The 26,280-nt window shown below is 61.8% G+C and carries 22 protein-coding genes; 3 read left to right on the forward strand and 19 right to left on the reverse strand.

The features are described from left to right. Positions 1 to 4 precede the first annotated feature (4 nt). Positions 5 to 1,165 (forward strand): type IV pilus twitching motility protein PilT, encoded by a 1,161-nt coding sequence (locus VSP_RS33485; RefSeq protein WP_009958478.1) that lies wholly within the window; start codon positions 5 to 7, stop codon positions 1,163 to 1,165. Here VSP_RS33485 and VSP_RS02395 read toward each other — a convergent pair. The 17 genes from VSP_RS02395 to VSP_RS33490 form a co-directional block, all read right to left on the reverse strand. Further along, positions 1,143 to 2,072 (reverse strand): hypothetical protein, encoded by a 930-nt coding sequence (locus VSP_RS02395; RefSeq protein ID WP_009958479.1) that lies wholly within the window; start codon positions 2,070 to 2,072, stop codon positions 1,143 to 1,145. The two genes, VSP_RS33485 and VSP_RS02395, sit on opposite strands and share 23 nt — an antisense overlap. After that, a complete protein-coding gene (locus VSP_RS02400; protein ID WP_009958480.1) occupies positions 2,048 to 2,827 on the reverse strand; it encodes an ABC transporter permease in 780 nt (259 codons plus the stop codon). The genes VSP_RS02395 and VSP_RS02400 overlap by 25 nt, the downstream gene beginning before the upstream one ends. Further along, complete coding sequence (locus VSP_RS02405; protein WP_157210693.1) at positions 2,824 to 3,510, reverse strand: ATP-binding cassette domain-containing protein; 687 nt, start codon at positions 3,508 to 3,510, stop codon at positions 2,824 to 2,826. The genes VSP_RS02400 and VSP_RS02405 overlap by 4 nt, the downstream gene beginning before the upstream one ends. A 25-nt stretch (positions 3,511 to 3,535) precedes the next feature. Next, complete coding sequence (locus VSP_RS02410) at positions 3,536 to 3,958, reverse strand: type II secretion system protein (protein WP_029190114.1); 423 nt, start codon at positions 3,956 to 3,958, stop codon at positions 3,536 to 3,538. A gap of 5 nt (positions 3,959 to 3,963) precedes the next feature. After that, positions 3,964 to 4,443, reverse strand: a complete 480-nt coding sequence (locus VSP_RS02415) for a hypothetical protein (RefSeq protein ID WP_009958484.1) — start codon at positions 4,441 to 4,443, stop codon at positions 3,964 to 3,966. A gap of 15 nt (positions 4,444 to 4,458) precedes the next feature. After that, positions 4,459 to 5,676 (reverse strand): type II secretion system F family protein, encoded by a 1,218-nt coding sequence (locus VSP_RS02420; RefSeq protein ID WP_009958485.1) that lies wholly within the window; start codon positions 5,674 to 5,676, stop codon positions 4,459 to 4,461. Positions 5,677 to 5,682: 6 nt separating this feature from the next. Next, complete coding sequence (locus VSP_RS02425) at positions 5,683 to 7,374, reverse strand: GspE/PulE family protein (RefSeq protein ID WP_009958486.1); 1,692 nt, start codon at positions 7,372 to 7,374, stop codon at positions 5,683 to 5,685. Continuing rightward, entirely contained in the window at positions 7,371 to 7,994 is a 624-nt protein-coding gene (locus VSP_RS02430; RefSeq protein WP_009958487.1) for a hypothetical protein, read from the reverse strand. Before VSP_RS02430 ends, VSP_RS02425 begins: the two co-directional genes overlap by 4 nt. Further along, entirely contained in the window at positions 7,991 to 10,075 is a 2,085-nt protein-coding gene (locus tag VSP_RS02435; RefSeq protein WP_029190115.1) for a type II secretion system protein GspD, read from the reverse strand. Before VSP_RS02435 ends, VSP_RS02430 begins: the two co-directional genes overlap by 4 nt. Next, positions 10,072 to 10,692 (reverse strand): hypothetical protein, encoded by a 621-nt coding sequence (locus tag VSP_RS02440; RefSeq protein WP_009958490.1) that lies wholly within the window; start codon positions 10,690 to 10,692, stop codon positions 10,072 to 10,074. The genes VSP_RS02435 and VSP_RS02440 overlap by 4 nt, the downstream gene beginning before the upstream one ends. Beyond that, entirely contained in the window at positions 10,689 to 11,252 is a 564-nt protein-coding gene (locus tag VSP_RS02445; RefSeq protein ID WP_009958491.1) for a hypothetical protein, read from the reverse strand. The genes VSP_RS02440 and VSP_RS02445 overlap by 4 nt, the downstream gene beginning before the upstream one ends. A gap of 3 nt (positions 11,253 to 11,255) precedes the next feature. Continuing rightward, positions 11,256 to 13,133 (reverse strand): hypothetical protein, encoded by a 1,878-nt coding sequence (locus VSP_RS02450; protein ID WP_009958492.1) that lies wholly within the window; start codon positions 13,131 to 13,133, stop codon positions 11,256 to 11,258. Between the two features lie 45 nt (positions 13,134 to 13,178). Beyond that, positions 13,179 to 13,586, reverse strand: coding sequence for a type II secretion system protein (locus VSP_RS02455; protein ID WP_009958493.1), 408 nt, complete (start codon positions 13,584 to 13,586; stop codon positions 13,179 to 13,181). 275 nt (positions 13,587 to 13,861) lie between these two features. Continuing rightward, a complete protein-coding gene (locus VSP_RS02465) occupies positions 13,862 to 14,350 on the reverse strand; it encodes a hypothetical protein (RefSeq protein ID WP_009958494.1) in 489 nt (162 codons plus the stop codon). Between the two features lie 102 nt (positions 14,351 to 14,452). Further along, positions 14,453 to 15,427: a D-2-hydroxyacid dehydrogenase gene (locus VSP_RS02470; RefSeq protein WP_009958495.1), complete on the reverse strand. Its 975-nt coding sequence runs from the start codon at positions 15,425 to 15,427 to the stop codon at positions 14,453 to 14,455. A gap of 39 nt (positions 15,428 to 15,466) precedes the next feature. Next, complete coding sequence (locus VSP_RS02475) at positions 15,467 to 16,171, reverse strand: LrgB family protein (protein WP_009958496.1); 705 nt, start codon at positions 16,169 to 16,171, stop codon at positions 15,467 to 15,469. Further along, entirely contained in the window at positions 16,155 to 16,529 is a 375-nt protein-coding gene (locus VSP_RS33490) for a CidA/LrgA family protein (protein ID WP_009958498.1), read from the reverse strand. The genes VSP_RS02475 and VSP_RS33490 overlap by 17 nt, the downstream gene beginning before the upstream one ends. Positions 16,530 to 16,610: 81 nt before the next feature. Here VSP_RS33490 and VSP_RS02485 point away from each other — a divergent pair, with 81 nt between their 5' ends. Beyond that, positions 16,611 to 17,513 (forward strand): LysR family transcriptional regulator, encoded by a 903-nt coding sequence (locus VSP_RS02485; RefSeq protein WP_009958500.1) that lies wholly within the window; start codon positions 16,611 to 16,613, stop codon positions 17,511 to 17,513. 598 nt (positions 17,514 to 18,111) lie between these two features. On the opposite strand, the gene VSP_RS02490 is transcribed toward VSP_RS02485, so the two are convergent. Together VSP_RS02490 and VSP_RS02495 are read right to left on the reverse strand one after the other, a co-directional pair. Then, positions 18,112 to 20,304 carry a sialate O-acetylesterase gene (locus VSP_RS02490; RefSeq protein WP_029190118.1) on the reverse strand — a complete coding sequence of 731 codons (2,193 nt, stop codon included), beginning with the start codon at positions 20,302 to 20,304 and terminating at the stop codon, positions 18,112 to 18,114. A 109-nt stretch (positions 20,305 to 20,413) separates the two neighbouring features. Continuing rightward, positions 20,414 to 21,700, reverse strand: coding sequence for a hypothetical protein (locus VSP_RS02495; RefSeq protein ID WP_009958503.1), 1,287 nt, complete (start codon positions 21,698 to 21,700; stop codon positions 20,414 to 20,416). A gap of 153 nt (positions 21,701 to 21,853) precedes the next feature. Here VSP_RS02495 and VSP_RS33495 point away from each other — a divergent pair, with 153 nt between their 5' ends. After that, complete coding sequence (locus tag VSP_RS33495; protein ID WP_009958504.1) at positions 21,854 to 26,050, forward strand: PVC-type heme-binding CxxCH protein; 4,197 nt, start codon at positions 21,854 to 21,856, stop codon at positions 26,048 to 26,050. Positions 26,051 to 26,280: the final 230 nt, after the last annotated feature.

The raw sequence follows: 26,280 nt of genomic DNA on the forward strand, positions 1-26,280 counted from the left end.
AGACATGACAGGCATTCCTGACTCCCCGGTGCAAAACCTGCTTGGGCGGCTCGCAGACGCCTACCCGGGTCGTGAAATCTCGGACGTGCAACTGCGGTCGAACGGGCTGATCTATGTGCACACCAACCGGGGGATCGAGATCGCAGAGTCCTTCGGCATTCAGACCGATGCCATGGTCCACCAGGTGGCAGAAGCCTTGTATCTCAATCAGACCCTGGAGATATGGACGGATGTGAGCGAGGCCGGGTCAGTGGACAAGATGTGGGAGCTCGTCAAGACCCGGCGGGTGATCGATTTCAGCTGTGACGCCGGAGCGCTGGGGGCTCCTGTCCGCATGCGTGTGCAGATGCACCTCAGCGAGGGCGGCATGGGCCTGACCTGCCGCTGGCTGCGCGGCACCATCTCGCAACTGGAGACACTGGGGCTTGAGCCCATGATTTCGGACAGCCTGCGTGAGCTCATGCAGCGTCGGTTTGGTCTCGGCCTGATCACCGGCCCCACCGGTTCAGGGAAATCCACCACCCTCGCAGCGGTGCTGGACTGGGTGCGCAGGAACTTCCCCAAGCACATCGTCACGGTGGAGGATCCCATTGAATACCGCTACTCCGCCACCATGGAGGACCCGAACCAGCCGGGCGTGCAGATCCCCTGCCCCTCCCTGGTGACCCAGCAGGAGGTGGGCAAGCACACCAACTCCTACCAGTCTGGGCTGAAGGAAGTGCTGCGCAAAACGCCCAACATCATTCTGATTGGCGAAATCCGGGATCGGGAAACCATGGAGACGTGCATTGAGGCCGCCCAGACGGGCCACTTCGTTCTTTCCACGCTGCACACGCGCGGAGCGGTGAAGACCATTGACCGTATTCTGGAGTTTTTCCCCAAGGAGCAGCAGCCGGCCATCCTGCATCGCCTGGGGGAGACACTCACGTTTGTGCTTTCTCAAGGCCTGCTGACGGGTTTCAACGGGCGTGTGCTCGTTACGGAGTATCTGCAGAACACCAGCGAGTCGGTGGCCGCCGGCATCCGGGCGTATGACGGCAACGCCACGTCCCTGGCAGACGCTCTCCGTTACAAGGGCAATCTGCGCTGGGACCAGAGCCTTCTGCAGCTCTATCGCGGCGGGGCCATCTCGGAGAACATCTTCAACGCGAACCTGCTTGGCTGAGGACGCCGGTCCGGGAGAGCTGCCTGCGGATTCTCCCGGCCAGTGTTTCCAGGAACCGGGCGTGGTTTTCGAGCTCCTCCCGGCGTATTTCTGGAATGGCCGCCCACCAGCCCTCATTTTGGGCATGGGAGCGCAACTGGCGGTAGCGGTCCAGGCAGGTGTCAAGATTCTGCCAGGTCCGGGAGGCGGCGGCGAGATCGGTCTGGCCGGGCTGGAGGCTGGCGTTCAGCAGATTGATTGCGGCACCGGCCCCTGTCAGGCAGTCGCCCAGCCCGCTGTCGTCGGAGAGCGCGTGTTGCAAGGCCCGTTGGGCCAGTTCTTCAGAGGCCTTCAGAGCAGCTTCGGGAGAGCCCGCCCTGGATTGAATCTGGAAGTGAAGGATCTCGTAGAGCACCGCGTCGCCGGGGTCCAGCTGGCAGGCCAGACGCAGGCGCCAGTCGGCGGCGGCGTTGAGGTAGCGGCTGTGAGCTGCGGAGAGAGCCAGCGGGCCATCCCTGCGGGTGCGGGCGGCATCGAGGCGGGCGATGAGTTTGACTCCTCGATCCAGAACGGAGCCGCTGGCTTCCTCTGGAGTCTCCACGACCGATGCAGGGGCTGAGGGGGGCGGAGGCATGGGAGGCTGGCCCCGACGCGCCAGCCGGCCCGGCATGGCGGGTGGTGGTGGCGTTTGGCTGGTTGCGCCCGGTGCGACGGCTGCGGGCTGGTGATTGCGCGTTTGCTCTCCGCCATGCCAGTAGGCATACAGGGAGTCTCGCATGAGCCTGGCGACCAGGCTGCCATAGGCGCTGCCTGCCATGCCAAACGCCGGCGGGGCCGCGTGCGGCATGGCGGGGACAGGGGCGGCAAAACGGCCGGCGCCCCACACTGCGGCCGCGGCACCAATCAGGAGCGGGTACGAAATGCGCATATGCCGAGAAGGAAGAACGCCAGGCCTTCAAGACCCAGGCAGATGACGGTTTGGAGGAACGAGGCCATGGGTAGCGGCCCCATCTTGAAAACCAGGCGCGGGGTGAGGTCCGCCAGATGATAGTGGGGGATGAGCATCCACACCGTCTTGAACACCCCATTGTCACCGGAGGTGAGCATGGGTTCGAGCCAACCACTGCCGAAGAGTCCCAGGAAGAGCAAAGCCACCGGTACCAGGAAGGCGATCACCTCCGAGGTACGGGTGCCCAGGGCCACACTGAGCATGAGCAGCGGCACGGCCACCGCGCCATAGAGCACCGCGTACTGGACGACGAGCCCAAACCAGCGGGCGGCCTCCGTGGGATTGGAAGGGCTGCAGAAGACGACGCATATACCGGACGCGATGACCGCCAGGGCGGCCGCCCAGATGAGTACGGAGGCATTGATCTGCATGAAGAGCTGGGCGGGCTTCAGGCCGCCGGCGCGCAGATGCTCCAGAATGCCCTCCCGCCGCAGACGATGGCCCAGGGCAGCGCCTTGAAACGGCAGCCAGGTGAAGAGTGCCAGCCAGGCATAGAGCCAGGCCGCCTGGGCCCGGGCGGGCTGTAGGATCACTGGCTTCTCCTCCCAGGGTGTGACCAACGGGGCGAGCCAGGCAAACAGGAGAGCTCCCCCCAGAAGCAGCCAACAGCTTCCCCTCACAGTGAAGCTCGAGGTGCATACATGAAACAACGGCCAGGTACGTTCGGATCTCATTGGTGAAGGGCTTGATAGGTGTCGAACCAGGAGTCTCCTTGGCGGGATCCCGTGTGGTGCAGCCGGCCGGACCGGATGGTGAACAGAGAGTCGGCCCGGCGGACGCTTTCCAGTTCATGGAGGATAACGAGACGCAGCGCATCTTTGCTGGCTTCTGCCCAAAGCGCGGTGACGACTTCCCGGGTCTCTGCATCCAGGCCGGAGAGCGGTTCGTCCATGAGGAGCACGCTGTGGCCTGTTTGATGGAGGCGCGTCTCTGCGATAATGAGAAGCACCTTCTGGCGGTTGCCGCGAGAGAGCCTGCCGATAGGGCAGGAGAGATTGAGATTGAGGATCTCCGCCAGCCGTTCGGCTTCATGGAGCGCCCGGCCTTTGAACAGGGAGCGGAAGAGGGCCATCGGTTTGAGCTCCTCGTCCATCTTCAGTTCATCTGAGAGATAGAGCACGCGCCCGTCCACTTTCAGTCTGCCGCCCAGGGTGGGGCTCAGACCGGCCAGGGAACGCAGGAGGGTGGTTTTACCGGCCCCATTGGGTGCTACGAACAGGTGGAGCCCGGTGCCAATATGGACGGGCTCACTGGCCTCGACAAGCGTCCGGGGCTGGCGGTGCCAGAACGGGCCGACATGGTAGCCAAAACGCGTGCCGGGGGCGATGCTGAGGCTGGGAGAGGGGATGGCTTTCATGATGAAAACATCGCGGTTCAAGGAGTCACTGTCCCGCATCCCAGAGCCCGTCTGTCTGGGTGGTCGAGGGATCGTAGCGGGTCGTGCCGACGGCGAAATAGGGAGGCATGACGGAATGGACCACGGTCAGGGGCTCACCCTTGAGTCCGGTGGCGGTGGGGATGGTTGCCCATCCCTCTGGCAGGTAAGGCAGAAGATCGGCGGCGGAGACGCCCTGGATGTCGGTGGTGGGGTGGTCGGCGAGATAGCTTCTCTGGGCGGCATGCACTGCCTGGAGGGAGATCGCGGCACTCTTTGCCTTCTTCCAGTCTTGAACAGCATTGATGCTGAAGCCAGTGAGCATGCCGAGACCGAGAATCAGAGAGATCACGAGACTGATCTCCAGCAGCGTAAAGCCAGCCACGGCGCGGTGGTTCTGACGGTGGGGAGTGACACGGATGGTTTTCATGGCAATCACGGTTTGGTGGGCGGGGCCGGGCTGGTGGGGGGCACCAACGCTCGGGGAATGATCCGGATTTTTCCTTCGGCCAGCGGTTCCTGGAGAGTGATGGGGACTGAAGCTTCAGCCGTGTCGCCAGTGGCCGGTTCACCTGCCTCTGGAACGGCACGGGGAGGAATCTTGAATGTGCCGCTACGACGGACGACCAGGATGCGGGCCCGGTCCATGTCGAGGGGGATTGGAGCTGCCCTCGCGAGGTCGGCGGCCGGTGAAGGCTCCGGCGCGGGGATAAAGGGAATAACAGGTGGCTGCACCTCCGTCCCTTTGTCCTGTGCCGTTGTCGTGCCGGGAAGGGGGCGGGGGGCAAGCTTGGGTTTCACCACAAAAATCTCCGGTTTCGGAGGGTCGGCAGACGCACCTGCGAGGGGTGCAAACGCCATCGCCAGCGTCAGGGAGCCAAGGTGAAACTGGAGGGGTGAAAGCCGCAATTTCATGGGGAGGACGGGTGCTTACATGGCCCCGGAGGCCATCATGCGGGGACCCATGAGGAAGATGGGCAGCATGGCTCCGGCAAAGACGAGAGCGATGAGGCACATGGCCATGGCCAGGGTGATGAAGTTGATGATCTGCGTGAAGTCCGACATGGTCTGGGCGGTGTCCTCCTCGTAGATGTCCCGGAGCATTTCGAGCTGTTCGGGAAGGGAGGCGGACTTTTCCCCGATGCCGATCATGTGGATGACCTGGGGGTCGAGCACGGCGTTTTTCTTGAGCGCCTCCGCGAACGGGAGGCCGGAGGATTCGTAGATCTGCGCTGATGTGAGCAGCGGGGTGTAGATGGGTGTTTCCTGAACCACCTTGGCGGCCAGGGTGGCGGCTCGTGCCAGGTTGATGCCGTTGGCATAGAGCATCTGGAGGGTGCCCACATAGGCGGTCTGCCGCAGGCCCATGACCAGCTTGGTGAGAAGCCGCCAGCGGCCCATGAAGAATTGCAGGAGGCGGGCGCGGAGCTCCTTGGAGCGGAACATGCCGACGATGAAGGCCGTCAGGGCGATGATGAAGAACGGCCAGGTCATCTGGACGACGTGACTGAAGGAAAAGATCACCTTGGAAAGGGGATCGGGTTCCTGGCGGATGCTTTTGAGCGTGCCCTCCACCTGGCTGACGACGCTGACCTGGGACCAGATGAAGAGGACAATCTGGAAGAGGATGACGAGGCAGGGCACCATGAGAGCGTTGCGCAGCTTGCTGGCAAACATCATCTCCACCTTCAGCTTCCGGGCCATGGAGCTGAAGGCTTCGTGCAATTGGCCCGCGTCGGCACCGGCCTCGATCATGGTGATGATGGTCGCATCAAACTTGCGTTCCTTGGCAAAGGCGATGTGAACCGGCAGACCTGCTTCAAGCCGGTTGCGGATGCTGATGAGCGAGCCCTGCAGTGCCGGATCCGGCAGGCCCTGGGCGTAGTAGAGGAGTGCGTCTGCCGTGCTGATGTTGGCCCTCAACATGGAGGCGAGGCCCCGGAAGAGCTTGATCGCGTCCTTGGTGGAGATGGGACGATTGGTCTGGGTGCGCTGGTGACTGCTGGGCAGGGGTTTCACCAGCGCCACCCGGAATCCTTCACGGGCGGCGAGCAGGGAGGCCTGGTCCCGGTTGAGCGCTTCAACAGAGATCACCTTGGAGACCTCAGGCTTCTTGATGTTCCGGAGGGTGACTTGGAAACCGTTCATGACTGGCTAGGATTCATAGGTGAGGTCCAGCACCTTGCGCAGGGCATCCATGTCCGTGCGCCCGGCTTCCAGCAGTTTGAGACCGTTGTCCCGCAGGGAGGGCAGATTGCTCTCTTTCCGGATCGCCTGCTCCAGCTCGAACGGGGTGATCTGGCCCTTGGCAAGGGCATCGCCAATGCGCGGGCTGATGGGCAGGATTTCCAAAATGGCGGTGCGGCCGGCGTAGCCGCGGCCTTTGCACTCCGGGCAGCCTTCTTTGCGATGGGTGTAAACCGTGCGCTGGAGCCACGCCGGATCCAGCTGGAACAGACGCACTTCGCGCTCGCTCAGCCCCGTTTGCTTCTCGCGACAGGCTGGGCAGAGCAGCTTGACCAGACGCTGAGCGCAGGCGGCCTTCAGAGTCTGGGCAATCTTCCAACGCTCCATGCCGAGCTGCTCGAACCGCTCAATGATCTGGGAGGCGCGCGGGGTGTGGATGGTGGTCAGCACCTTGTGACCGGTGATGGCGGCCTCGATGGCCAGCTCGGCGGACTCGCGGTCCCGGACCTCCCCCATGAGGATGATGTCCGGATCCGACCGCATGAAGCTGGTGATCATGGGCTTGAACTCCGAGGAGTCGCGCAAATCGCAGTGAGTCACACCAGGAATTTCGTCCTCCACCGGGTTTTCCAGGGTCAGGATGTTGTCCTCTGGCCGGTTGAGCTCCCGCAGCATGGCGTTGAGGGTTGTCGATTTCCCAGAACCCGTAGGCCCCGACATGACGATGATGCCTGTCGGCACAGCCATGGCCTTCTCCAGCTCGAACAGCGTTTCCTCGTCGAAGGCCAGCGTCCCCATGCCAAGCCGGGCTTCAAGATGGGTCTTGTCCAGCAGGCGCATCGTCACGTGATAACCACGGTAGGTGCGGTGTCGCTCGTAGCGCACCCCGACCGCACGTCCGTAATAGGTGGCGGTAAAACGCCCAGATATGCCCGGACGTTTGTTGCGTTCCTCGGGAGGCAGACGCATGAGGTTGAGCAAGAACGCATCAATGCGGTCGCGAAGTTTGACTGGCATCTCCACTTTGGAACCCAGGTCTCCATCGATGCGGTAACTGTAGGCGATTGAAGTTTTTTCCGTCTTGATGTGAATGTCGGAAGCGTGGAGTTTGATCGCATCCGACACCATGCTGGCCACCAGCTGGGCGATGGGTTCCTCGTACTGGCGGGTGACGTCGAAGTCTGGGATCTCCAGGCTGAACTCGTCCACCTCAAGCGCTTCCAGGTCAGCACGGCTGGGCCCGGAGCTTGCGGCGGAGCCTTCGATCACCGTGGAGACCTCGGAGGCCAGGGTCACGACCTTCAGTATTTCCTCGTCAGGGAAGCGGGTGGCGCAGTAGTCGTCCGCCCTGTAGTCCCAGGGATTGGCGACGGCGAGCAGGATCTGCTCGTTGCTGCGACGCAGCGGGACAAAGAGCCCACGCGAGAGGGCGGAGGGATCACAATAGCCGACCAGTTCGGAGTCGGCGAGGTCGCGCACCTGGGGGAAGGCTGGCAGGCCTGACGCCTTGCCCACCGCACCCAGAATCCGCACCTTGGAGCTCTTGCGCACGATGGCTTCGTCCGAGAGAAACTCGTCTTGCGAGTTGTTCTCCCGGAGCTGCTCCACGATCAGCGACCGGATGGTGTCGTTGAATTCGACGCCAAGGTTCAAGTTCATGCGGCAAAGTGGCGTTGGACCAGACCTTCCCAGAGCGGGAGATCCACGATGAAGGAAAAAATGAAGGGCGCGTCTGCCTGCCCACCTGCGGTCATCTCATGACGGATCCAGTCTGCGGCGACCACAGCGGACATGGGGTTCAAGGAGGCAATGTGCACGATGCTGGTCTCACCGGCCAGGACGGCGGGGCAGCCCAGCAGGGAGCAGGCGACCCGGAGGGCGGGGCTGTGCTCATAAAGGGACTTCGGCCTTCCTGGCAGCGGACCCACGCTCCAGTAGTGCACATGATCATGCAGGCGGTGGCGCAGCACTTTCTGCATCCGGGCCACTTCTCCTTCGGACGTCAGCTCGTGGATCTTCGATTGCGTGCGCGCGGCGAAAGACAGGAAATCGGTGATAGTAGGCGAGTCTTGAGCGCTTCCTGAACGGAGGTGCGCGCGATAGTTGGCCAGGATCTCCCGGGCCTCGTCGTCCGTCATATAGCCCCCCTGCTGCAGGTGGCTGGCGGTGCAAGATGCGATTTTCTCCAGAGCACCCATGCCCGCGCTCAGCTGCCGCGAGGCCTCCTGGGGGAGGTACGCCAGGCCACTGATGTTGGCAGTGATCCTTGCAGAGTTCATGGACGGTGGGCGGAGCCGGTGATCGGGGGTTGTTCTTCGCGGGAGAAAATGCGCTTGAGCCAGGGGCGGGACGGCGGATTCCCCTGGGGGGGCGGTGAACTTTCGCCGCCTTCAACAGGCAGAGCGCGGGATGGGCCGGGGGATTTTCCGGAAGGGCCGCCGCCCATGGGCACGAGCCATGAGGGTTCAAGCCTCCGGCTCATTTCTTCCAGCTGGGGCCGTTCCATGCCGGAATAGGCACGGACTTCTTCGTTCACGCGCTGGATGCTGGGGACGCTGCCAGCATCATACGCACTGGGCGTGATGATGAACACCAGGCTGACCTTCTCCATGGTTTTTTCCTTGTACCGGAAGAGGTGTTTGAGCACGGGAACGTTGCCCAGCACCGGCACCTTGTTCTTGTTGTTGCTGCTGCTGTAGTCGTAGAATCCGCCGAGAATGAGCGACTGCCCGGCGGGGATGCGGCTGATGGCGTCGGCGGTGGATTCGCTGACCCGGGGATAGACATTGCCGTTGTTGCCCTGAACCAGCTCCACGATCTTGGCCACACGGGGGCGGAGCTTCATGCGCACGGTCCCATCGGGCAGCATGGTGGGGGTGACGGTCAGGGTGACGCCGATTTCGCGGCTCTTGTCCGGCTCCTCCATGGCATCCGGGTCGTCCTTGTCCACCTTGTAACGCACCTCGTCCGTGATGGTCTGCCCGGCGTCGGTCTGGGAGACGTTGGTGGTGACGATGGGGAAGCGGTCCACGATGGAGATGATGCCCTGTTCATTGTCCTCTGTGATGATGGTGGGGCAGGACTCCTGGGAGACGATGCCGTTCTGCTCCAGGGCGTGCACGATGGCCTGCACTTGCATGGCATCGAAGACGAGGCCCGGGCCATCCTGGTAGAGGCTGTTGTGTTCTGAGCTGCTGGCGGTCGTTTTGAACCCCTCAGAGGTGCTGGCATTGTCGTAGTTGGAGGTCCCGGGGACTCCCACCACTCCCGCTGCCGTGGTGATATTCGTAAAGGAGTCGGTCATCTCCCGAGCCACGCTGCTCGCCTTCGTCAGCGTGCTGGTGTCTGGGAGGTTGAACATGGCGTTCAGGCTCTGTTCGGCTGAGATGGTGATGCCGTCTCCCAGGGAGGTTCTCCAGTCCACCCCCAGCTTTTTGCCCCGTGTGTTGGTGACGCGCAGCACGCGCACATTCACGGCGATCTGCTGCTTCGGACGGTCCAGCTTTTCCAGGAGCTCCCGCACGCGCCGGAGCTTCACCGTGTTGTCCGTGATGAGCAGGGTGTTGGTTTTTTCCTCAAACTCGATCTGGCCCACGTTTTTCGTGAGCAGGGGGCGCATGATGGATTTGAGCTTCTCAAAGTCCTGCTGTTCAGTTCCGGAGGAGGCGGCCGCCTCGCTGCCCGCGCTGGCCGAGTTGCGGCTGAGCGGTGAACCGCGCAGGTACTTGAGCGGGTAGCTCATGATTTCCACGGGCAGCCTTGCGAGCTGCATCTCGTTCATCATATAGACCGTGGAGCCCTGCTGGTAGAGACTCAGCCCGTAGGCCACGGCGATCTCCTCCATCTGGCGGAGCGGGTTGTCCAGCTCCAGATGACCGGTGAGGATGAACTGCGGCCCGTTGATCTCAGTGTTGTAGAAATATTGCAGCCTAGCCTTGCGGGCGAGGTACTGGAAGACTTCGTTGAGGGGAGCGTTGTCCACCCAGTAGCCGGTGGCATCCACAGAGGGGAGTGAGGCGGTCGAGGAAACTCCTGCTGCAGAGGGGCTGGACACCTGCGGGAGGGGGGCGGGCAGTCCCAGTTGGGGAAGAGGTTCGGAGACCGGGGCGGAGGGAGCAGGAGCATCCTCCGGGCTGGCCGGCACCACCAGGGCGGCGGCGGGAATGTCCACCATCGGAGCCGGGGACGGGGAAGCGGAAGGCGTGGGAGAAACGGGTGCAGCGGACGGTGCTGGAGCCGCAGGTGCCGGAGCCTCTGGCGCGGCCGGGGCTGAGGCGGGTTTTAGATGCAGGGGATCACCCAGCAGCAGGACCGGGCCTGCGAGGGATGCCAGGGTGATGATAGCCTTCCAGACGGTCATGGATTGGGGGGGCTCGGGGGTTCGAGGGGGGCAAGATGCGCGTCCAGCCGGGAGGCAGTCGTCTGCATCGGTTCCAGCCGGAGGTTGCGGACCATGGAGTGGGGCATCAATCCGGTTTCGGCCCTGTCAATGTCCCGGAAGACCACTGCCGTGGCGCCCACTTCGACTACCAGGGCACGGAAGAGTTCTCCGCGGAAGGAGAGTTCGATGACATCACCCTCGAAAACGCTGCGTGCGCCGATGATGAACTCCCTGGTGTCCAGGTTGACGGCGTTGAGCTTCAGCGTTTGCAGCGCCTGGTTCAAGGTAAGCTTGGGTGTGGGCCGGGCGGGGTCCTCCTCCACAATGAGGGGAAGGGTGTCTTCCCGGGGAAAGGTCGGCACACCGAAGGGGTCCAGGTTTCTCACACGGGAGCTGAGGCGCTGGGCGAGGACTTCCACGTCTCCGGCCTTGGGCAAACTGGGGGCCTTGGGCAGCCAGGGGGCGGTGTCGATGCCAAAGAAGAGGGGTTTGGCTTTTTCTGCGGGCTTTGAGACAGGGGCCTTCGGGGCGGGGGCACCCAGAGTGGTGGCTGCTGTGGCGAGGGCCACTGCGGTGAGGAGGCGGGGGAACTTCATGGCCGGGCCTCCCCTGCTTTCCAGCACGCGTGGGTGGTGTCGATCACGAGGTAGTCTGGCCGCTTCATGAGCAGGTCGGACTTCCGGGTAATCTTCAGTTCCTCCAGCATGGCCTGGGGCATCAAGCTTTCAACCTGGAGGAGGGATTCCTGCATGGGGCCGATCCCGCCCTGGTAGCTGGCCTTCACGCGGGTGACGTCGCACTTCACGCTTTTCCCAACCTTGCCGCGGTCCTGCGGGAAGATGAGGCTGCTGCGTTCCAGTTCGATGTCCTTGTACCGCGGCAGAGCGGTGTCGAGGATCTTGGTGTAGAGCTGGCCAGGATCCGCCCCTAGCATCTTTTTCTGGTCTTCAAAGGCTTTGCGCCGCGGGGCGATGCGGGCTTCCAGCACCTTCATGCCGGCGAGCCGCCTGGTCTCTTCATCATAGCGCAGTTCCTTTTCCGCCCGTACGGAGGCAAGCTTGGCGGTGCCTGCTGCGACGCCGGCCAGCAGGACACAGTTGAAGATGGCCGGAGTGACCAGACCGAATCGGATGATGGGCTTGGTGTAGGCACTCATGTTCTAGAACGGTTTGGCGATCGGCACCGCGAGGGGGTCCTTTTCCGAGAGGGTCTGGACGATGGTGGTCTCGAAGGTGTACGAAAAAGAGAGCGAAGGATCGCGGGCCACATCGGCCGCGCTGGCAGCGGTGGTGTAGCGGGGGTTCCGGTTCTGGGTGAGGGTGATCCGGAACTGGCGTTCGGCGCTGGGCGCGAAGCTGGTGTCTTGGGTGACGTCGGCGAGGCTGGCAAAGAAGGCTGTGAGTCCGCGCTGGCTGTTCAAGTTGTTGAGAAGCTCCAGGCCCTTGGCTTTGGCCAGGCCCTTGAAGGTCCACTCCCGCTCAAGGCCAACCGCATCTTTCGTTGCTGCGGCACCACCTGGTTGAGGCCCCGATGGCACAGCACTGTTTAAAGTGTAACTGAAGGACTCCAGCCGTACGCCGGATTCCTCCGGAAAGAGCTGCAGCAGAAGCTCCACATTCGTCCACCCCTTGGAGCGGGGCAGAAGCAGACGCTCGGTCACATTAATCTGCCGCTCCTCGGTGATCAGCTTGGCGTGGTTGGCCTCAGTCAGCTTCACCTGCTCAGGAGTCAGATGCCAGGAGGGGTGGTTCATCGCGGCGAACAGCGAGAAGGTGGTGTACCCTCCGAGTCCGATGAGAAGGAACCCGAGGAAATAAACAAACCAGGTGGAAAGCTTCAGCAGCCGGAGGTCCGCCAGTGAAGGGTAGAGGGCGTCCAGCTTCGCCGTGTGGAAAAAATTTTGCGAAGCCCAGCCGTCCCAAAGATTCCTGAACGTCTCCGCCTTTGCCAGCGGCGTTTGACGGGCGGCGACAGCCTGGGCCATCTTGGGGTCGTAAAGCAGGAATTCAGGGCGGTGGCCTGGGAGTGACTCCGTGGCCGCCAGGCTGGCCAGCTCGACTTTCCTGCAGTCCAGCTTCTGGCGTGAGAGGGAGTAGATCTCCAGATCCCGCATGGCTTCCTCCAGGGAGGCGGGGTTTGATGAAACAAGGATGATCTTGGGCGGAACGGGGCCTGACTCACCAGAGGCGACCAGCTCTGCCCCCACGGCGATGTTCCAGAGCAGATCGCCGAAACTTGCGGGCACGGTGTTGTTGCCGCGATGCGAAAGGCTTCGGGCGGACCGGAGTTCACCTGAGTGCGTGAGCGCGAAAACGGCGGTGAATTTCAAGTAAGGCAGCACGATCAAGCAGCCGCCAGAAAGTTCAGGCATGGCCACGGCCATGGCGGCAAACGCCTCGGCAGGGGCGCTGGTGACAGAGACGCGAACCGGAAGGCGGAGTTGCTCACCGCTTTCCACAAGCCGGTTGAGAAAGGCTTCACGCTGGCGGGTCAGGGCGATGGCCGCGGAACGTTGCTGGCCTGCCGCCGCACCCCAGAAGGGGAGGAGTCTCCAGGACATTGTATCCACTGAAACTTCGCGGTCCGCGAGCGTTTCCTTGGGAGAGTCCACCAAGTTATACCGGATCAATCCAAATTCATCCGCAGAGTCCCCGGCGGAATCCGTGAAGGCAGCCACTTCCGCCAGGGAGAAGTCATCAGCAACGTGGAGGACTACGCCCAGTGCCTTGGGCCGTGTGCCAAAGTACTCGGCCGAGAGCAGGTTCCCAAGCATTTCGGGCATGCCCTCGGCCGTGGTCAGGCTGGCCAGCGGCAGGGATGGTCCCTGCCGCCAGCGTCCTTCAGAGCGGGAGAAGGTGGCGGAACACACCTCCCTCCCCCCGTCGAACCAAAGGTGCCATTGGAAGGCGATCTCCCCAGGTTCCTTGTACCAGTTGCTGTCAGATGCCCGGCTCGTCTTGGACGCCACCATCCGTGCCTGACGATAGACATCGGCAGGCTTGAGATCATAGGGGTCCGAGATGGTGGTAACAGCCACAACAACTGGGGTGGGAGAACTCTGGGAGAGACTTCCAAGGGAGGCTTACCAGTCGGCGATGGTGCTGGCGACCAAGGCGTGGGAGGGAGGTCCCGTCACGGCGCAAGTCGCGAAGGCGGAGCCAATCGCGGGCACCAGACCGGTGACCGCAGGGGTGGACCCGTCGCTGGGGCATGGGGGAAGAGCGTCCATGTAGCTGCCAGGAGCAGCAGCGGGCACCGCGTCACCCACAGCCAGGTTGTTGTAGTTGGCGTAGGAACGCACCGCTTTCTGGATCGTGGCGAGCTGCATCCGGCACTTGGCCTGATCTGCTCCTTTACGATAGGCACCGAGACCGAGGAAGACCACGGCGATGAGGCCAAGGAGAAGGGCGATGACCAAGCTAACTTCAATCAATGTGAAGCCAGCAGCACGATTGAAACGACGGGTTTTGTGGAGGTGATGGATTTTCATGGCGTTAGATTATTTGCAGCACGCCATAAATTATTTAGAAATTATGGAAAAAGCAATCATCCGTGTCGCTTGCGAACAATGCGACTGGGTGAAAAAAATTCGCTTGACGCTCAAACCCTTATATTTCTAGGGGAAAATTTCTGGCCTCGATCGGGCAATGGAATTAATTTTCTAGCGAACAATGGACAAAAATTGTCCATTTTGAGCCACGTGATAGTGCAATTTAAGACCGAAAATGTCCACTTTTTACCAGATTTTTCGGTATTTCCTGGAAATTACAGATCCGACGGAAGGCCTACTCCTTCGAGTTCCTTGTTCGTCACAGACATCAGTTTCCAGTCAGACGGCTTCCAGCCTTCCTTCTTCCAGGTGAAGACCCAGGGCTCCTGCATCTGGTTGACCTTGGTCATGACCATCTGGCTCACGCCCATGCCGTTGCCTTCCATCCGTGCGTGACCCCGGACTTTGACGATGGTCTCATTGGCCGAGATTTCTGTGTCCTCCCACTTGATCTCCAGGATGATGAAGCCCGCCATCAGGTCACGGGCCAGATCCAGGGCTTCAGAGGGGCGGCTGCCCCACTGATCCTCGTAGTTGGGGGAGAGGAAGGTCCCCGCCGTTTTCCAGTCACGTTTGGAGGCCAGCTTGAAGAGTTCCCTGTGGCGGGCCTTGGCCTGTTTTTCGGCAGACTGGAGATAGGGCCAGGCCAGCCAGCCCAGTACGAGGACAGCAACAACGACGGCGATACGAATGATGAGGCGCATGGGGTTTTTTTATGGGGTTTGGGGTACCCCATTTCAACACGATCCCTGCCTGCATGGCAAAACCAATCGGAGGTCACGCAGGCATTGCGTCATCTCAAGGGATTACATCACCCTGTTGTTCAGGGGTTTGCCAGCGAGGTGGCGATCGAAGTTGTCCAGAAAATGCCGGAATACGGTGTCCAGTTCATCGTGGTGGCCTCCGGCGATATGTGGCGTGATGAAGCAGTTTGGCAGCTCGCGGAGCGGGTGACCTTCAGGAAGCGGTTCTGGGTCGGTCACATCCAGCCAGGCGGCGGCGGGCTTGCCGGATGGCAAGGCGCTGGCGAGAGCCGTTTGATCCACGGTCGTTCCCCGCCCGATATTGTAAAAAATGGCCCCTGGCTTCATGGCCGAGAAGTGGGCAGTCCCAAAAAGCCCGCGGGATTCGGCATTTTCCGGCAGAATGTTGATGACGTGATCTGCCGCAGGCAACTCAGGCAGAAGGGATTCGGGAGGGATGATGCGGATGCCTTCGTCGCCCCGGGCGGTGCGGCGCATGGCGGTGATGTTCATGTCAAACGGGGCCAGCAGCTTCACGAGCCTGGCCGCGATGGCTCCGTACCCGGCGATGAGAATGGATTGCCCCTGGAGACTTCGGCACCCGTGGCGCAGGGCCATCCACGCCTCGCTGCCGTTGGGGAGATGGGAGCCCAGCGATTGCGGGAGGAGTCGGGCCTGGGCCAGCATGAACGAAAAGACGTGCTCTGCACAGGCCTGGTCATAGACGCCAGAGCTATTGGTCACGGTGAGGCCCCGGGACTGTGCTGCGAGCCGGAACTCGGGAGTGTCATAGCGGGTGAATCCCGCGGAGCTGACCTGGAGCCAGCGAACTCTGGGGGAGCTCAGGACACCCTCAGTTCGTGGTTGCCCCAGAAGGATGTCGGCCTCCGCCATGAGAGGATCAACCGGAGCTTCTGCCAACACTGAGGTCCCGGGTTGGGTGGGGAGGAGGAGTTGATGGGGCTGGATTTGTTCCTGGAACCAGGCCAGCAGCTCCACTGGGGCTTTGATGTCGGTGAAGATCTTGAGAGGAGTCATCAGGCTGAAGAAGGGGGAGTGAAACCAATACGACTGAGATCAGGTGATGCGGGGGAAGATTGCCAGCAGGAGGGTGATGCCCACCACATTGAGCAGTCCTGCCATGATCATGATCACGCCTGCCACGGCACCTTCCTCCCGGCCCAGTTCGTAGGCCTTGGCCGTGCCCGCCCCATGGGCGCCCATGCCGAGCATGGCACCCCGGGCAAATGCGGTGCGAAGGGGGAGCCAGGAGATGAGTGCCTCGCCCATCGCCGCTCCGAAGAGGCCCGTCACTGCCACCAGACACGCGGTGAGTTCTGGCAGACCGCCGATCTCCCGGGATACGGCTTGGGCAAACGGTGTGGTAACTGAGTGTGGCAGCAGGCTGGCCTGCCATTCGGGGGAAAAGTGCAGGACCTTGGCCAGGATCCATGCACTGGCCAGGGCGAGCAGACTGCCGAAAACCACGCCGACCGCGAGTGTGCCCCAGTGCTTGCGGATCAACTGCCGGTGCTCATGCACCACCACGGCAAAGGCCACAGTGGCGGGACCGAGCATGCTGCCCAGCCACCAAGTGCCGCGCAGGTATTCGCCATAGGGAATGCCAGTGAGCAACAACAAGGCACCGCAGCCCACCCAGGCGATCACCATGGGAGAGGTCCACCAGCGCGGGAGACGCTGGTAGAGCTGACGTCCACCGGCGTAGAGGCCCAGGGTCACACCGGCCCAGAGGCCCGGAGACAGGTCAATTTCCATCGCCATGGCGCACCCTCCATCGCAAGCTGGCTTCCACCACCAGTGCGGTTCCGATCATCACCGTCAGCGTGCCCGCGATGGTGGCGAGCACCAGCTTCACGCCATCAAGGCTCACGAGCTCTTTGTACTTCACCACGGCGAGCATGGCAGGAACGAAGAACAGCGAGAGGTGCTTCAGCATGCCGGTGGATCCATACTGCACCCAGGAAACGGGAATCCAGCGGAAAAGCAGGCAGCTCAGGAGGCCGAAGAATCCGAGCACGCTACCGGGTACGGGAAGGTGGAGCGCCTTGACGATCATCTCGCCAGCCAGCCAGAAGGCCACGAGGACCAGACATTGGAGGAGGACGAGGGACTGGCGCATCGCGGAGCATCCCTCACCTACTTGAATAGATGAAATGAATCCATGGAATACTTTGGATTCCAGTTTAGAATACAGGGCGCTATGGAATCACGAGCTTTGGCCGTCTTTGCGGAAGTCGTGCGGCAGAAGAGCTTCTCTGCGGCGGGCAAGATCTTGGGGTTGACCCAGCCCACGATCAGCAAGGCGGTGCAGCAGCTGGAACACGATTGTGGGTGCCTCCTCTTTGACCGACAGGGGAAGAAGTTCAGGCTGACTGCCGCTGGTGAGGTGGTGTACCAGCGTGCCCAGGTCATCCTCAAGGAACACGAGCGCCTGCGGGACGAACTGGCGGGCATCCACGGGCTGGAGCGTGGCCGGCTTCGGTTGGGGCTGCCGTCTTTGGGCAGCAGCCTGCTCTTTGCGCCTCATGTGGCCAGCTTTCGCCGCCAGCATCCGGGGATCGAGATTGAGCTCCATGAGCAGGGCAGCCTGCATCTCCAGGAGCGGGTGCGCGCCGGGGAGATTGAGGTGGGAGTGTCCCTGGGCCCCGTGCCAGAGGAGTTCGACTGGCAGCCGGTGAGTGATGAGCCGCTGGTGGCGCTGCTGCCTGCGGGGCATCCACTGGAGCGGGAGACCAGCTTGGAACTGGCGGATCTGAAGGACACGCCGTTCGTGCTCTTTGAGCCCGGCTTTTCCCTGAATGCGGTCATTCTCGATGCCTGTCGTCAGCGGGGCTTTTCCCCTGTGGAAGCTGCGCGAAGTGGGCACGTGGATTTCATCATTGCCCTGGTCGCGGCGGGGCTGGGCGTGGCCCTGCTGCCCCGTTTGATCGTGAATTCGAGGGAACAACGGGTCTGTACCGTGGTGCCGCTGCGCGATGAAGATTTGCGCTGGCGGCTGGGCCTGATCTGGAGACGGGGCGGGGATCTGTCGCCAGCCGCGAGGCGCTGGCTGGAGGTGGTGCAAGAAGGCTCCAGATTCGAAGACACAAGACCCAAGACTTGAGCTGGCGCACCAGAGCCAGTGCGTCAGTACGTCAGTGGGCAGTGCGTCAAGGCGTTGAAACCGATGCTCCAAGGGGGCCACGGCTCCAGCCTGCGCACGTCAGTAGAGCAACTCCGACGAAGCTGTCAGCAAAGGGAGCGAGGGACATTCCTGTCCCGGTTCGATCCAAACGTCCCATGATGTTGCTGTTTGGTCAGTCGACACATCCCACGCTTCTGGGAAGCTCGGGGGAGCGCACGCATCCTGTGTGCAGTTCGCGGCATCTTGCCGCGATCGTCAGTCAGCGCGCGACATGACGTCCGACTGTCGTGGAGGTGTTGACGGCGGTGGGGAGGAAACGGATGTCGTCGGCCTTCCCACCTGATCAATCTCTGCGGAGGCCCCCAACGTTGACTCGCTTAAGGCTCGTCCAACGTTGGGCTGTGTGAGAGATCCCCGCTGGGGATCAGCTTCGAACTGAGATGGATGCCGCCGGTTCCTTGTCGGTCACCCCAAGTAAGCGCCAGCGGGTCGGTGCCTGGTCAGGGGACGCGCGAGGGAAGGGGAGATGGAATCCCCAGCTCCTTTTCTGGGTCGCGCGCCTCCTGGCCGGGGTGAGTTATTTCATCTTCACCAGCACACGCAGGCGCTTGTACAGATAACCTGAGGCGTTCTGCGTGAAGGTCCAGTCCTTGGTCTGGCCGGGGCTGTTGCCGATCCCGATGTCCGCCTGGGGGCCGACCACCCAGTGGTTGATGGCGATCAGGGTGGTGTTGCTCCCATGGTGGTTCACCTGCATGGAGCCATAGCCATCGACCAGTTCGCTGATCTGGTCGCCGGTGTCGTACTCGGCGTCGGAGGCACCGGGCACTGCGGCGGTGTTGGCGGGACCGTAGTTGTCGGGCCAGAACTCGAGGTTCAAGGCGTCACCTGCCGGGCCGGTGGGAACGCCGGGGACGTTGCTCAGGATCACGCCGTTTTTCACAGGGATCTGGAACTTGGCACCCGAGGCGGAGGTGGGCACCCCCAGCTTTTTCAGGTCATTGGTGAAGGCGTCCACGGAGACAAAGCAGTACTTGGCGGGGCTGGAGGGTTCCTTGAGCTCGAGGAGCCACGCCACCTTTTCCACCGTGCCCTTCAGGGTGCCGGCGTTGTTGACCTCATAAGCAAGGGTGTTGCTCAGTTTGGCGAGGTCCAGATCATAGAGCACCTGGAAGCCGGCGGTTTCCGGCAGCTTCTTCTCCAACAGATCAGGCCACTGTACCTTGCCCGCCTGGAAGGGATAGGCAGGCCATCCCGCCCCGTTCACAAGATTGGGCTCAGCGAGCTTGCTCCAACCAAACCGGACCGCTGTGGGCTTGGCCACACCTGGCGCAGCGAGCACCACGGTGTTGCCTTCAATGGTCGCCTGTGCCTTCACGTAGCCCGTGTCCTCGCCGATCACCTCGAACCAGTCGAGCGGCTGGCCATTGCGGGACTTCAGGCCGCCATCGGCGTGTTCAAAGGTGACCCGCAGGCGTCCTTCTTCTGGCTGCACGGATTTGACGATGGGGCCGGAGGCAACCACGTCCTTCCTGCCATAAGTGTGCTTGAGCGCCTGCTGGGCCAGACGGCGGCCCACCTCTTGTTTGTTCTTGGGGTGGATGTCGTTGAGCTCAGCAATATCCGTGGTGGGCACGATGCCGGTGTAGGGGATGGAGAGCGCCGCGTACTGTGCCTCCCAGAAGGAAGGCAGGATATCCGGCGGGGATTCACCATACTGGAACGGGGCGATCTGCACATAGTAGAACGGGAAGTCCCCCAGTCCCCAGGCCTTGCGCCAGCCGCCCACGAGGGCCTTCATCTTCTCGGTGTAGAGAGTGCCCTCGCCATGGTTGGATTCACCCTGGTACCAGATGGCACCACGGATGGGAAAGCCCACATAGGGATGAATCATTGCATTGTAGAGCGTGGTCGGATCACCATGCGTGGCAAAGGGAGTCAGCTCGCCGGGGAAGGCTGGGCTGGGCGGGACACCGTTGCCAGAATCCAGCGCGCCGGGGACGGCTTTGGTCCAGGCTTCAAGGTCCGCTGCATGCTTCAAGACGCGCTCGCGGTACTGGGGATTGCCGGGTTGTTTCAGCTTCACGAGGGTGGCAATGTCACGGAGCCGCTCCAGTCCCTCGAAGCCTGCCGCAGGAACCCAGGGTTCAATCCGGGTGCCGCCCCAGGAGGCGTTGATCAAGCCCACCGGCACCTTCAGGTGCTTCTGCAGTTCCCGGGCCATGAAATAACCGGCGGCGGTGAACCCGCCCACCGTGGCAGGGCTGGCAGTCTGCCAGGAACCGTTGAAATCATCCTGCGGCACGGGCTTGGGCACCAGCGGCACTTTGATGTGGCGGATGGTGGGATCATTGGCCGAGGCAATCTCCTGGGCGCTGTTCAAACTGTTCTGCACCACCCACTCCATGTTGGACTGGCCGGAGCAGAGCCAGACCTCACCCACCAGGATGTCGCGCACCGCGAGGGTGTTGGAGGCGGTCACATTCAGCTCCAGAGGTCCGCCACCGGCAGCCAGGGCGGGCAATTCCACCCGCCACTTGCCGTCCTTGCCCGCAGTGGTTTCCACCGGAGCTGACAGGCCTAGTTTGACCGAGACCTTTTCGCCCGGATCCGCCCAGCCCCAGACGGGGATCTTCACGTCCCGCTGGAGCACCATGTGATCCGTGAAAATATGCGGCAGCTTGACCGCTGCATGCATGAAGGCGGGCAGGAGACCCGCCAGCGCCAGCAGCGCCAGGGATCCGCGTCGAGAGAGGGAGGGTGAGAGCATGGTGAGGAGAGAACAGTGGTTGGGCGTCAGGGGCCCGGAATCGCCGACCATACAGAAAATCATGGCCGGAAAGTACAAAAATCCTCAGCTCAGCAACCGAAGGTGCGGATCAGAGAAGGCCTTCCCGGCGGGCCTTCCAGTACATGGCGATGTGATAGACGATCCCGCAGCTGGACATGTGGGCGTAGTCAGACTGAACCAGGAACTTCCGCATCCACTCCTGCTGGGAGGCGGGGATTTTGGGGTCGTTCACCATCATCGGCACCAGTGCAGACTCTCCCGCCTCGCGGATGTTGTGCCAGACCTTGCGGTACTCGCCCCACTGCGGGTTCATGTAGCCCTTCTGGTTCTTCCATTCCGGAACGTAGCGCCAGTCGGGGCCGACCATGGCCAGCATTTCCGGGCTCATCTGCGCGAGACGTGCGCCTGTTTCGGCGGTCCGTTTCATGGCGATGTCACCCACATGCACCATGGTCTCGCGGATGCGGATCTTGAGGGCGGGATCGGACTCCAAGTGGTAGAGCACCTCAAGGGAGCACTGCATCTGGAGCATGGCGTAGGCGGGTTTCTTCTCATCGGGATGAGCTGACTGCTCCACAGCGGGCACCAGGTAGCGGCGGTATTGTTGATGAAATGTTTCGTTGCCGGTGACGTCCCAGGCCACGGCATAGATCATGGGCAGACGGGCTGCTTCATGAGCCTGCACCTCCCACATCTTGCAGATGCCCAGCCCGCATGGCTTGTCATCGGCGCGGAGGAAGTCGTAGCCGTTTTCCGGAGTGACGTTCTTGATCATCCGGTGGGCGATCGCGGTCATGATGGCCCTGATCTCCAGCTTGGTCGGCTCGTCGCAGAGCGGGCTGTGATAGTAGCGCCAAAGGCCATGGACGCAGTGGGTGACCTGGTCCCGGGAGGAGTTGATGTACACGCCGCCGGGGTAGTTCGGGCTGATGCCCCGGGCGACGAAGCCTTCTTTGCCATGCACTGTGACGCATGCCTTGATGCCGTTGAAAACGCGACGCGCCTCGGCTTTCAGTGAAGACTCCTGGGTGACGTCATAGCGGTCACTCAGCACGCTGAGCATCGCCCCGCCCAGGATCATGCAGTCTTCCATGCCCGTGCTGTAGCCGCAGGGGTTGGGGTACTGGCGTTTCACTTCCTCCCCAGTCGGCAGATGAGCGAGTTCCTTGCCAGGTTCGTAGCTGCTCAGGTAGTCGTAAAAGAGTTCCGTCTTGGGACTAAAAAAGCGCTGCCAGGCGATGGTCCACGCTTCCTCGGCCTGTAGGGCGAGCTGTTTGGCGGAGTCCTTCACGGGCTCCCCGCTTGCGAGCGTCGCCGTAGTGAGCGTGACGAGTGCGAGGATGGAGGCGAGTAGAGACGAGAAGGGGAGTGCCATAAGGGAAAGGGAATCAAACGGTCGCAGGGAGGTTTTTTTGAACCGAACACGACTTTTGAATGCGGGAAGCTGCAAAAAATTCTTGTTTTTGATGTCTCAACCCGTTCAGCATCCGCCATTGCCCCTCCCAAGCCCCCCTTACTCAATCCTTCCATGATCCGAAAACTCATTCCCTTCACCGTTTTCGTCGCTTTGGCGGCGATGGCGGGCGCTCAGGAGACGTTGCACTTCCCTGCCAAATCTGGCGTGGGTGCGGGCAACGGCAAACGTGTCGTCCTCGTCTCGGGCGACGAAGAATATCGTACCGAGGAGAGCTTCCCCATGCTGGCGAAGATCCTCAGTCAGAAGCATGGGTTTGACTGCACCGTGCTCTTCGCCGTCAACCCGGATGGGGGATACATTGACCCCAACTTCCAGAAGAACATTCCTGGCACGGCGGTTCTGGACAATGCAGACCTTATGATCATTGGCACCCGGTTCCGCCAGCTGCCAGACGATCAACTTGCCCGTTTTGCGGCGTATTTGAACGCTGGAAAGCCCGTGATCGGAGTACGCACCGCGACGCACGCATTTACAGGCAGCGCGATGACCGGCGACTTCAAGTGGGCGGAGTTTGGGCTCAAGGTGTTGGGGGAAAAATGGGTGAACCATCACGGTGCCCATGGCAAGCAGGGCACCCGGTCCGTCGTGGAGTCGGCCAACGCCTCCAATGAGGTCCTGCGGGGGGTGGGCGAGATCTTTGCCCCCACGGATGTGTACGGCATTGCCAATCTGGACCAGAAGGCGGCCACCATCCTGCTTCGTGGCGCAGTGACGGAGTCGCTCGACCCCGCTTCCAAGGCGATCGATGGCCCCAAAAACAATCCCATGATGCCGCTGGCCTGGCTGAGGGAGTACGCTGGTCCCAATGGCACGGCCAAAGGGCGCGCGTTCTGCACGACGCTTGGGGCTTCTTCGGACTTTGCCGATGAAGATCTGCGTCGTCTCGTGGTCAATGTGTCTCACGCCTTGCTCGGGCTGAAGGTGCCGGACAAGGCTGATGTGGCCTATGTGGATGCCTTTGAGCCGACCTTCTACGGCACGAACAACAGCGCCTTCTACAAGACCCTGAACCGGAAGCCGGGTGACTACGCCCTGGGCAAGAGCCCGGCCACAGGCAAAGCAGCGTCCAAGCCCGCGGATGCGAAGCCTGCGGCGGAAAAGAAAGATGAGGTGCCTCCGCACGCCTTCAATGTCGAGCCCGCCCCCGCCAAGACCAGGCGCGATCAATCCGTGGCCGCCCCTGCCAAAGGCGAGCGCATTGTACTGGTTGGCAACGGTCTGGCCGAGCGCGACGTTTACTACGGTCGGATCGAGACGGAACTGAACCTGCGCTATCCTGAGAAGGAGCTCTTCTTCCGCAATATGGGCCATGTGGGGGACACCCCCGGATTTCGCCCGCACCCTGCGCGTGTTTCGCAGTGGGCCTTCCCCGGGGCGGAGAAGTTTCACCCAGACAAGAATGTGCACCATGGCAAGGGTTTCTTCCCCACACCGGACCAGTGGCTCACCCACCTGAAGGCGGACACCATTGTCGGGTTCTTTGGTTACAATGAGTCCTTCGACGGTGCCAGCAAAGTGGGCAACTTTGAAGCGGAGCTTGATGCGTGGGTGGCCCACACCCTGAGCAAGGCCTACAATGGCAAAGAAGCCCCCCGTGTGGTGCTGGTGTCTCCGATCGCCTATGAAGACCAGAGCGCCAAGCGCGATCTGCCGGACGGTCATACGGAGAATGCCAACCTGCTGCTCTACGCTGCCGCCATGGAGAAGGTGGCCAAGAAGCATGGGGTGACCTACATCGACCTTTTCACGCCCACCAAGGAGATCTACGCCAAGGGGGGACCGGCCTTTACCACAGGCGGATTCATCCCCACCAGTGAAGGCTACAAGACCATCGCTGAAGTGCTGGCCACAGGCCTCTATGGCCACCAGTCCCGCGTCTCCAAGGCAGACCCGGAGAAAGTGCATGCTGCGGTGCAGCAGAAGCAGTGGTTCTGGAACACGGACTACAACATCCTCAACGGGGTGCACACCCACGGTCAACGGTACAAACCCTATGGCCCGCAGAACTATCCGGACGAGGTGAAGAAGTCCCGTGAGATGACCGCTCTGCGTGATCAGCTCATCCATGACCTGGCCAGCGGCAAGAAGAATGATCTCGTGGTGGATGACTCCAAGACGCATGTGCTGCCTCCGGTTCCCTCCAACTATCAGCCGAGTGCCAAGAACGGCAGCGAGAAGTACCTCTATGGCGAAGAGGCTGTAAAAACCCTGTCTGTGCCCGAGGGGTACAAGGTGGAGCTTTTTGCCAGTGAGAAGGAATTCCCCAATCTGGCCAACCCCATGCAGGTCTCCTTCGATGACAAGGGGCGTCTCTGGGTGGCCGTGATGCCGACCTATCCGCACTACCGCCCTGGCGATGCGATGCCGAACGACAAGCTCCTCATCTATGAGGACACCAACGGCGACGGCAAGGCGGACAAGGAGACGGTCTTTGCAGACCACCTGCATCTGCCCATCGGGTTCGAGTTCGCCCCTGAAGGCGTCTATGTCTCCCAGGAGCCGAATCTTGTGCTGCTGCGCGACACCAACGGTGACGACAAGGCGGACAGCACGGAGATTGTTCTGGGCGGGTTTGACTCCCATGATACTCACCATGCCATCAGCGCCTACGCGGCGGATCCCAGCGGTGCCTTCATGCTTTGCGAAGGGGTGTTCCTTCACTCCAATGTCGAGACCCCCTATGGGCCGGTGCGTTGCGTGGACGGCGGGTTCCTGCGCTACAGCCCGCAGCGGGGCCACCTGGAGCGCACCGCGCAGCTTTCCATCCCCAATCCCTGGGGAGTGGTCTTCGACAAGTGGGGCCAGGATTTCTTCCTGCACACCTCAGGCCCCAGCATGAACTGGATGCTGCCTGTCTCGGTAAAGCCCACCTTTGGCAGCAAGACGCCCTCCACCCCGGACCTCATCCCCAAGGGGCAGTCCGTGCGTCCCACGACCGGGCTTGAGGTTGTTTCCTCCCGCCACTTCCCGGATGAAGTGCAGGGCGATCTCATCCTCTGCAATGCCATCGGCTTTCTGGGCATCAAACAGCACCAGATCCAGGACGAAGGCACCGGTTGGAAGACCACCTTCCGCCATGACCTGCTGAAGAGCACGGACGGGAACTTCCGTCCGGCGGATCTGGAGTTTGCCCCGGACGGTTCATTGTATGTGCTGGACTGGCACAACGTCCTCATCGGCCACATGCAGCACAATGCGCGTGATCCGCTTCGTGACCATGTGCATGGCCGCATCTACCGCATCACCTATCCCTCGCGGCCACTGGTGAAGCCGGCCCAGGTGGCGGGAGCGTCTGTGCAGACCTTGCTCAACAACCTCAAGGAGCCTGAACTGCGCACCCGCTACCGCTCGCGCCGCGCGCTGCGTGGTCATTCCACCAGCGAGGTGCTGCCCGCGGTGAAGGCTTGGGTTGCCGGGCTCGACAAGAACGACGCCCAGTACGAGCACAACGTGCTGGAGGCCCTTTGGGTGACCTGGGGCATGAACGAGGTGGACGAAACCCTGCTGCGCCAGATGCTTGATGCCAAAGACTTCCACGCCCGCGCCGGCGCGGTGCGGGTGCTGAGGTACAACACCCATCGCGTGGCGGATCATGTGGCCCTGCTGGAAAAGGCCGCTGCCGATGAGCACGGCCGCGTGCGTCTGGAAGCCATCGTCGCTGCCTCCTGGCTGCCAAACACGACCGCTGCCAAGAACATCGTCGCCATCGGTTCCAAACAACCGCTTGATGAGTGGAGCAAGAACGCCGCAAAGACGGCCGCCGACCGGCTTGCCGGGGTGGCGGAGGTGGCCGCACCGGAGAACCCGGTGATTCCGGCCCCGGCCTATCTCTCGCCCGAGGCGAAGAAGCAGTTCATGCTGGGTCAGGAAGTTTACTTCCGCGAAGGACACTGCACCACCTGCCACCAGCCCCACGGCGGTGGTCTGGATCCTGCCTTCCCCTCACTCCAAAAGAGTCCCTGGGTCACGGGCGATCAGGATCGCTTGATCAAGCTGGTGCTCTACGGATTGATCGGACCCATTGAAGTGGACGGCAAGAAGTACAACGGCCAGGTGCCCATGACCCCCTTTGGCGGCATGCTGAAGGACGAGGAAGTGGCGGCGGTGGTCACATTCGTGCGCAACCATTTCGGCAACAAGGCCGAGCCGGTGACCGCGAAGGACGTGAAGGCCATCCGCGATGCCAACCCGGGACGGATGATGTTCTACACGGTCGAGGAGTTGCTGAAGCAGCATCCGATGAAATAACAACGTTGAAGTTGTCCCACCCGGCCCGCTTCGCCATCGCTTGATGGTTGGAGCGGGCCTTTTTGTTTCTGGCAAGGTGGCATCGTCAGCCAGTTCATTGGGTCAACACCAGTCCTTTGGGCGGCTTGTACTAGTCCCTTGATTTGCGAAAGCAGGCTGCTGGGTCTGACTGCTTTGGGTTGTCACTTTTGTTAATACTGCGCTTGCATTGACATTGAAACTGCGTCTCA

The organism is Verrucomicrobium spinosum DSM 4136 = JCM 18804 (genome assembly GCF_000172155.1).
In the GTDB taxonomy this organism is placed as follows: domain Bacteria; phylum Verrucomicrobiota; class Verrucomicrobiia; order Verrucomicrobiales; family Verrucomicrobiaceae; genus Verrucomicrobium; species Verrucomicrobium spinosum.

Coding starts and splice junctions, on each gene's coding strand:
- VSP_RS33485 (WP_009958478.1), top strand. CDS start 5: ATGACAGGCATTCCTGACTCCCCGGTGCAAAACCTGCTTGGGCGGCTC.
- VSP_RS02395 (WP_009958479.1), bottom strand. CDS start 2,072: ATGCGCATTTCGTACCCGCTCCTGATTGGTGCCGCGGCCGCAGTGTGG.
- VSP_RS02400 (WP_009958480.1), bottom strand. CDS start 2,827: ATGAGATCCGAACGTACCTGGCCGTTGTTTCATGTATGCACCTCGAGC.
- VSP_RS02405 (WP_157210693.1), bottom strand. CDS start 3,510: ATGAAAGCCATCCCCTCTCCCAGCCTCAGCATCGCCCCCGGCACGCGT.
- VSP_RS02410 (WP_029190114.1), bottom strand. CDS start 3,958: ATGAAAACCATCCGTGTCACTCCCCACCGTCAGAACCACCGCGCCGTG.
- VSP_RS02415 (WP_009958484.1), bottom strand. CDS start 4,443: ATGAAATTGCGGCTTTCACCCCTCCAGTTTCACCTTGGCTCCCTGACG.
- VSP_RS02420 (WP_009958485.1), bottom strand. CDS start 5,676: ATGAACGGTTTCCAAGTCACCCTCCGGAACATCAAGAAGCCTGAGGTC.
- VSP_RS02425 (WP_009958486.1), bottom strand. CDS start 7,374: ATGAACTTGAACCTTGGCGTCGAATTCAACGACACCATCCGGTCGCTG.
- VSP_RS02430 (WP_009958487.1), bottom strand. CDS start 7,994: ATGAACTCTGCAAGGATCACTGCCAACATCAGTGGCCTGGCGTACCTC.
- VSP_RS02435 (WP_029190115.1), bottom strand. CDS start 10,075: ATGACCGTCTGGAAGGCTATCATCACCCTGGCATCCCTCGCAGGCCCG.
- VSP_RS02440 (WP_009958490.1), bottom strand. CDS start 10,692: ATGAAGTTCCCCCGCCTCCTCACCGCAGTGGCCCTCGCCACAGCAGCC.
- VSP_RS02445 (WP_009958491.1), bottom strand. CDS start 11,252: ATGAGTGCCTACACCAAGCCCATCATCCGATTCGGTCTGGTCACTCCG.
- VSP_RS02455 (WP_009958493.1), bottom strand. CDS start 13,586: ATGAAAATCCATCACCTCCACAAAACCCGTCGTTTCAATCGTGCTGCT.
- VSP_RS02465 (WP_009958494.1), bottom strand. CDS start 14,350: ATGCGCCTCATCATTCGTATCGCCGTCGTTGTTGCTGTCCTCGTACTG.
- VSP_RS02470 (WP_009958495.1), bottom strand. CDS start 15,427: ATGACTCCTCTCAAGATCTTCACCGACATCAAAGCCCCAGTGGAGCTG.
- VSP_RS02475 (WP_009958496.1), bottom strand. CDS start 16,171: ATGGCGATGGAAATTGACCTGTCTCCGGGCCTCTGGGCCGGTGTGACC.
- VSP_RS33490 (WP_009958498.1), bottom strand. CDS start 16,529: ATGCGCCAGTCCCTCGTCCTCCTCCAATGTCTGGTCCTCGTGGCCTTC.
- VSP_RS02485 (WP_009958500.1), top strand. CDS start 16,611: ATGGAATCACGAGCTTTGGCCGTCTTTGCGGAAGTCGTGCGGCAGAAG.
- VSP_RS02490 (WP_029190118.1), bottom strand. CDS start 20,304: ATGCTCTCACCCTCCCTCTCTCGACGCGGATCCCTGGCGCTGCTGGCG.
- VSP_RS02495 (WP_009958503.1), bottom strand. CDS start 21,700: ATGGCACTCCCCTTCTCGTCTCTACTCGCCTCCATCCTCGCACTCGTC.
- VSP_RS33495 (WP_009958504.1), top strand. CDS start 21,854: ATGATCCGAAAACTCATTCCCTTCACCGTTTTCGTCGCTTTGGCGGCG.